Here is a 6,530-nt window from a genome sequence, read left to right on the forward strand (position 1 = left end):
TTTTTTATTTTATTCAGTTGTAAAATTATTCAAGCATTTTTGCACTATTATAGTAAATATATTATAATATACAAAAAATTTTATCATATTAGCCATTTTACAGGAGGATAAAAAAATGCCTAATGCAGGATTTCAAAGAGAAAGAAGAGCACCTGGAACAATTGCTACAGATCAAGCTATAGCTTTTAATTCACAGGTTGTTAATTATGATACAAATGTAAAATATAATGCTTCAACATTCTTTTTAGATGGAAATGCTGACTACTATGTTTCATGGTTTGTAACTATAAAAACAGCTTTGGGAACTAGAGGTCCAAGCGTATCATTAATTACTAATGATGACCCATCTATTATATATACTTCTAATAATAGTATGAAAACTGGACAAATTTCAGGAAGTGCTGTTATTAGGTCTGACGGTACTACTACATTCCAATTAGTTAATACAACTGGTCAAAGTATAGTTCTAGCTGATAATGTTGATGTTACTGCTAATATAAGTATTATCCAAATTAACGGAACATTAAAATCAGGTATAGTATTACAAGCTACTAATTCTGCAGGAGCAACACTTGATGGTGGAGCTATAATTCCTTTTGACACAGTATTCTCACAAATTAATGGTGATATTACTAATGCTGATGGAACAATTAGTCTAAATAATGATTCTAGGTATTTTGTACATTGGACTGTTTCATTAGATGGCTCTCTTGATGCAACTTCAATTAAATTTAACCTTGTTAGTGTTACAGAAACAGAGTCTACAGTAGTTGGTACAAGTGAAAGCCCTGTAGTTCTTCAAGGTTCTTTCTATGGAAGTACTATAGTTTATGCTCCAGATGCTACTACAACTCCATTTAACTTAAGATTAGTAAATGCTTCTGAAGATGCTACTAGCACTAACTCATCTATTACTTTAGCTAATATAGGTATTCAAGCTTCTATTACAATAGTTGAAATTTAAAATATATCTAAATATTTGAACTGATAAAAAATAAAAGATATTCAGATAGTAATATTTAAATTGGAACATTTTCTTTATTCATAACTACATCAGCCATAGAATTTAAAGTTTCTAAAACCATCTTTCTTAATTCTTGTATCTTATCTTTTATAACAACATATGAAACATCTTGTACATTACTTCCAGTTTGAGTAAACTTACCTGCCTCAAGTATTTTCTCTATCTTTTCTTCTTCTACGTCATCTTCTTTGAATAATCTAACGCTTCTTCTAAACTTCATGAAGTTCATTAATCTTTCTGAGTCTATATCAAAATCTTCTTTGTTATATTCTATAACTTCATCCATTGAGTAATCTTCTTCGTCATTTGAAGATACTGTTCCAACAGGACATATTGCAATACAGTGTCCACATTTTATACATGCTTCATTCTTTATATGCGATTTTCCATCAATCATTTCTATATCACTTACGATACAGTCTTGTGTACATAAAGTACACCCTATACATTTATCAGTATTTACTATCATTTTTACACTCTCCCTTTTTTATTCTTTTCAAGTCCATATATCTATATGTCTATTTCCCTATTTCATTTAACCAACTCAAATAAGATTTTTCTCTTCTAATAGCATGGTCTAATATTAAATAATGACCATACATAACTTCCTTTTTACTCTCATCATCAAATACTATCTGCATTCTTGATTCTAAATGTTCTAATTTTTCCTTATGTAAATTTATTTGTTTATTAACCATAATATTTAGTCTATCGTCTTCTTTATTATCTATAAAATATAACTTTAAAACAAATTCATCTCTATTTTCTATAAGATCCTCAGCTGAACCCAGCCATTTATCTAATTCCTCTATTCCCTTGTCTGTAATAGAATAGTGCTTCTTTTCAAGTTTACTTCCAACAATATCTATTCTATATTTAACAAGTCCTTGTTCTTCAAGTTTAATAAGTTCAGGATATATCTGACTATGTTTTGCACTCCAAAATTCTCCTATTTCCTTTTCAAAAAATTTCTTTATATCATAACCACTCATTTCTCGTTTTTCTAATAATCCTAATAGTATATATCTTAAGACATTTTTTCTAGACATAACTCCCACTCCTTGACTTCTGTACTCATATATTATATCATAAATTCTATAATTCAAAACATGTAAATATAGACATGTTTAAGTTTGAGGAGTTTAACATTATGAAAAATAAAAAGACATTTAAAGACCTAAAAGATTTCTTAGGTACACACTTTATTTATACTTACGACAATGGTTGGGAATATGAATGGTATGCAAAAAATGATCATACTGTTGATTACCGTATCCATGGTGGAATGGTTGCTGGACGTTGGGTTACAGACCAAGAAGTTAACATGGTTAAATTAACTGATGGAGTTTTCAAAATAACTTGGACAGAACCAACTGGTACTGACGTAGCTTTAGACTTCATGCCTAACGAAGGAAAATTACACGGAGTTATATTCTTCCCTAAATGGGTTCATGAACATCCTGAAATAACAGTATGTTATCAAAATGAACATATAGACTTAATGGAAGAATCAAGAGAAAAATATGAAACTTACCCTAAATATGTAGTACCTGAATATGCTACAATTACATACATGGGAGATGCAGGTCAAAACAATAATGATGTTATCTGTGAAGCTCCTTATGCTGGTATGACTGATGATATCAGAGCAGGTAAGTATTACGATTCTAATTATAAAAAAATTAAATAATTAATTTTATATATAAAAACCTACTATTCAATTTTATATTTAGGTTTTTAGCTCATTATTTCATCAAATAAAGAATAGCAGCTACAATTTATATAATTAGCTATTATTCTTTTTTTTGACAAATAAGTTATTAATAAAATCCACTTACCTTATATAAATCAAAGTATTTATGTAAATAATAAATTTGAAGTAAGTAGGATTATATATGTTTACAGAAAAATTTTTTGAAGTTTTAAAACATGAAGGTGTAGTTTCAATAGTATCATGGGGCTCAGGTGAACCACATATAAATAATACTTGGAACTCATATTTAGTTATAAAGAATAACGATAAAATCTCACTTCCAGCTGCTGGATTTAATAGTACTGAGGCAGATCTTAAAAAAAATGATAAAGTATTAGTTACTTTAGGCAGCAAAGAAGTTGAAGGTTTTAATGGTTATCAAGGAACAGGTTTCCGTATTGAAGGAACTGCCAAGTTTATTTCATCTGGTGAAGATTTTGATATGATGAAAGAAAAGTTCCCATTCTTAACTAGAGTGTTAGAAGTTACAGCAAAATCATCAAAGCAATTGCTTTAATTGTTTCTTGGCAATATTCCTATTGCCCATTTTTATTAATAAAAATAGCTTTAGCAAGTCAATATAGTTCTTACTAAAGCTACAAATCTTATCTATTTATATAATCCTGTAAATATCCATAAAGCTTATTCAAATTCTTTTTATCAGCAAACCTTATAATAACTTTAAATAATGCAGGATAGTATATCATCAAAAAATCAATTTTATCAATTGTACGTGTAAAATCTCTAGTTACAAAGTTAAATAACTTACAATAAAATTTATTCTTCATCTGTATAAATTTCAAATAAATTTTATTAAATTTATTTAGCTGATTAGTCTTAGGTTTTGTAAAAATTAATTTAACTACTTTACCTCTTTTAATAATGTCATTAGTATTATATCCAACCTGATAAAGTCCCTCAATAAATGCTTTTTGCATATCTAAAGAAGGAAAAGTAATTTTAATTTCTAAAGATAATTCATCTGTATCAGAAAATGTTCCTACATCAAACCCCGTAAGCCACCAATGCTTTTCTTTTCTTCTAATCAATAAGTTTTCATTTTTCATTAAAGTATATTCCATTTTTAAAAGCTCTTCATCAGATATAGATTCATAAAAAGTTCCTGAAAAAACACCTGGTATATTTATATCTTCCTTATCAGTTACATACACTCCAATTTCAGCACCTGTCTCTAATCCATATTGTCCTTTCCAAAATTCAATAAGCCATCTTTTGCCATCATACTGAAAATAAACTGGCTCACAGTCTATTTTCATTCCTAATAAAGGCGCCAACTCATCATAAAGCCTACAATAGCCAAACTGTCTTTGTGGTGCATACATACTTGAAAAAACAATATCATTTTTTATATCAAACAAAAAACCATATGCATTTAATGCTTCATTTACCTCATATCCGCCCTCTTTATATAAATACTTCTATAATATATTATTTATTTTTAATGACATCGGTGACATAAGAATCTTATTATAATGGTTAAAAATAAAAAAAGAGGCATGAAAAATATTTTCCATGCCTCTTTTTTTATTTACTGCTATCAAATGTTGTAAACCCAACTTTAATATTAGAATTATATTTGCCAATAGTAACTTCTTTAAAAACATTTGCTGCTACTTCATTATAATTTTTGTATAAATCTGAAATATCATCATTATAGAACTGAACAACTTCTTTATCTATAGTAATAACTACATCTCCAATAACATTTTTTGTAAATTCATCTTCTGGTACACATATACACTTAAATAATGGATTATCTTTCATAGCAGCTTCAAAAATTTTTTTTAAGTCTTCTACAGTGTATTTTTTTCGAGAAGTACGTTGTTGCTTTCCTGAAGCATTAAAAATAACTACATTTAAAGTTACATTACCCATCTCAATAGTTTCAGGAATTACCTGTCTTAATGCTAAAGCCTGAGTATTATTAAAAGCATTTATTATTAGAATATACTGATCTCCAATGTTTATTAATTCATTAAAATGAATATTTTTGCACACTCCATAAGTATATTTTAATTTATTAGCTAGCGTATACCATGGAGGTGATACCTGTAATTTATTTTTTTCCATAAAGTTTAACTCCTGTATTTTTTTGTATATTATTTATATATTAATAATATATAAATTTGTAATTACTTTTGACACTATATTTATATAAATAAAAAAACTCTTATTTTAGAACACTTAACAATCTAAAATAAGAGTTTTTATTAATGTATTAATCTACAAATCTCATTATTTCTTCAGCACTTTTTCTCTTAGTTGGAGATACGTGAGGTCCTTCTTCATATCCATAAACTATAAGTGCTGCAACTGTTTCATCTTCAGGTAAGTTAACTATCTCAGCTATAGTTTTTTCATCTATAACTCCCATTATACATGTACCAACACCCTTTGCATGAGCTGCTAAACAGAATGTTTGACATGCTATACCTGCATCAAATATTTCCCATGAATTTTCTAAGTCTGTTGCATATCCAGCATCTAAATCTAATTTGCCACTTTTACCTTTTACAAAGCTTAAAACAGCAACTCCTCTTGCATTTCTTAATGTATCTATGTTATATACAAAACCTTTAACTCCGTCATTTGCAAGCTTTTTAATCATTTCTCTATCATCAACTAAAGTATATCTAGCTATTTGATAGTTTACCCATGATGGAGCCCATCTGGCAATATCAACTATTTCTTTCATAGTTTCTCTATCTACTTTTTCATTTTTAAACTTTCTTACGCTTCTTCTGATAGTGTAAAGTTTATACACTATTCTTTTTAAAAATTTTCTTTATATATCAAGGTTTCGAAAGTTTTTTTGAATAAAAAAACAACGACTCCCTAATTTCATGTTAAAATTGAATCTACAACAAAACAAAATAACCATGGAAGGATGTCGTTATTGTGGATTCAATTATAACTCATTTAATCTTATATATTCAATACTTACACAAAATTATTTATGATTTAATTTTATTTATTTCTAAAAATATACCTCTTAGGCAGATGTCATTTGATGACTCAAATAGTCCAAAATATCAAAAATTTAAAGTAGACAAACTACCTAAAATAATCAAATTTGAGAAAGTAAATTATCAATTACTCTTAGCATATTACAAGCATAAGTACAACAAAACTATTAAAGCTGTTCAGCGTCGAAATGGAAAGACTATATCTACTAAAATTGTCTGTCCTAAGTGTGGTGCACCTCATGACTATATTTACGATAACAATGGTGGTAATGGTCAATATCAATGTAAAGTTTGTGGTCTTACCTTCAAAGAAAAGAACTTTGCCACCACTCCTATAGTTTTTAAATGTCCTTACTGTGAGACTACATTAACTGAGAAAAAGCAACGTAAACACTTTAAAGTACATAAATGTACTAACCCTAAATGCTCTTATTACTTAAGAAACTTAAAAAAGTTACCTAAAACATTAAATGATGCTGATAAATACAAATATAAACTTCACTATATCTACAGAGAATTCAATATAAATTTCTTTAAGATTAATTTGTATTCAGTTTCAAAAAGAGCAACTACATTAAACTTTAAAAAATTTAATCCTCATATTATGGGACTTGCATTAACTTATCACGTTAATTTAAAGCTATCTACTCGTCAAACTGCACATGCTCTTAAAGAAGTACATGGAATAGATATATCACATACTATGGTTTCTAACTATGCTTTAACAGCAGCTGCTGTTATTAAACCTTTTGTAGATACTTTTGAT

The 6,530-nt window shown here is 27.9% G+C and carries 7 protein-coding genes and 2 pseudogenes; 4 read left to right on the forward strand and 5 right to left on the reverse strand.

Features of this window, described 5'->3' with window-relative positions; translation table 11 throughout:
- Nucleotides 1-115: 115 nt before the first annotated feature.
- Nucleotides 116-964 (forward strand): hypothetical protein, encoded by an 849-nt coding sequence (locus BM384_RS14415; protein WP_090014599.1) that lies wholly within the window; start codon nucleotides 116-118, stop codon nucleotides 962-964.
- A gap of 55 nt (nucleotides 965-1,019) precedes the next feature.
- On the opposite strand, the gene BM384_RS14420 is transcribed toward BM384_RS14415, so the two are convergent.
- Together BM384_RS14420 and BM384_RS14425 are read right to left on the reverse strand one after the other, a co-directional pair.
- Entirely contained in the window at nucleotides 1,020-1,493 is a 474-nt protein-coding gene (locus tag BM384_RS14420) for a nitroreductase family protein (RefSeq protein ID WP_090014600.1), read from the reverse strand.
- Nucleotides 1,494-1,542: 49 nt separating this feature from the next.
- Nucleotides 1,543-2,073 (reverse strand): PadR family transcriptional regulator, encoded by a 531-nt coding sequence (locus BM384_RS14425; protein ID WP_090014601.1) that lies wholly within the window; start codon nucleotides 2,071-2,073, stop codon nucleotides 1,543-1,545.
- Nucleotides 2,074-2,174: 101 nt separating this feature from the next.
- On the opposite strand from BM384_RS14425, the gene BM384_RS14430 reads away from it, so the two are divergent.
- Nucleotides 2,175-2,714 (forward strand): phenolic acid decarboxylase, encoded by a 540-nt coding sequence (locus tag BM384_RS14430; protein ID WP_090014602.1) that lies wholly within the window; start codon nucleotides 2,175-2,177, stop codon nucleotides 2,712-2,714.
- 205 nt (nucleotides 2,715-2,919) lie between these two features.
- Nucleotides 2,920-3,294, forward strand: a complete 375-nt coding sequence (locus BM384_RS14435; protein WP_090014604.1) for a pyridoxamine 5'-phosphate oxidase family protein — start codon at nucleotides 2,920-2,922, stop codon at nucleotides 3,292-3,294.
- 88 nt (nucleotides 3,295-3,382) lie between these two features.
- On the opposite strand, the pseudogene BM384_RS14440 reads toward BM384_RS14435, so the two are convergent.
- From BM384_RS14440 to BM384_RS14450, 3 genes and pseudogenes are all read right to left on the reverse strand, one after another.
- Nucleotides 3,383-4,171 (reverse strand): annotated as a pseudogene (locus tag BM384_RS14440) (DUF4474 domain-containing protein); the annotation flags it as partial.
- A gap of 151 nt (nucleotides 4,172-4,322) precedes the next feature.
- Nucleotides 4,323-4,868, reverse strand: coding sequence for a hypothetical protein (locus BM384_RS14445; protein WP_090014608.1), 546 nt, complete (start codon nucleotides 4,866-4,868; stop codon nucleotides 4,323-4,325).
- A 148-nt stretch (nucleotides 4,869-5,016) separates the two neighbouring features.
- The gene (locus BM384_RS14450) at nucleotides 5,017-5,562 is read right to left on the reverse strand and encodes a nitroreductase family protein (protein ID WP_242946051.1); all 546 of its coding nucleotides are present in this window, start codon (nucleotides 5,560-5,562) and stop codon (nucleotides 5,017-5,019) included.
- A gap of 134 nt (nucleotides 5,563-5,696) precedes the next feature.
- Between BM384_RS14450 and BM384_RS14455 the strand changes: the two are divergent.
- Nucleotides 5,697-6,530: pseudogene (locus BM384_RS14455) on the forward strand (transposase); the annotation flags it as partial.

This window comes from Clostridium sp. DSM 8431 (assembly GCF_900116755.1).
GTDB lineage: Bacteria > Bacillota > Clostridia > Clostridiales > Clostridiaceae > Clostridium.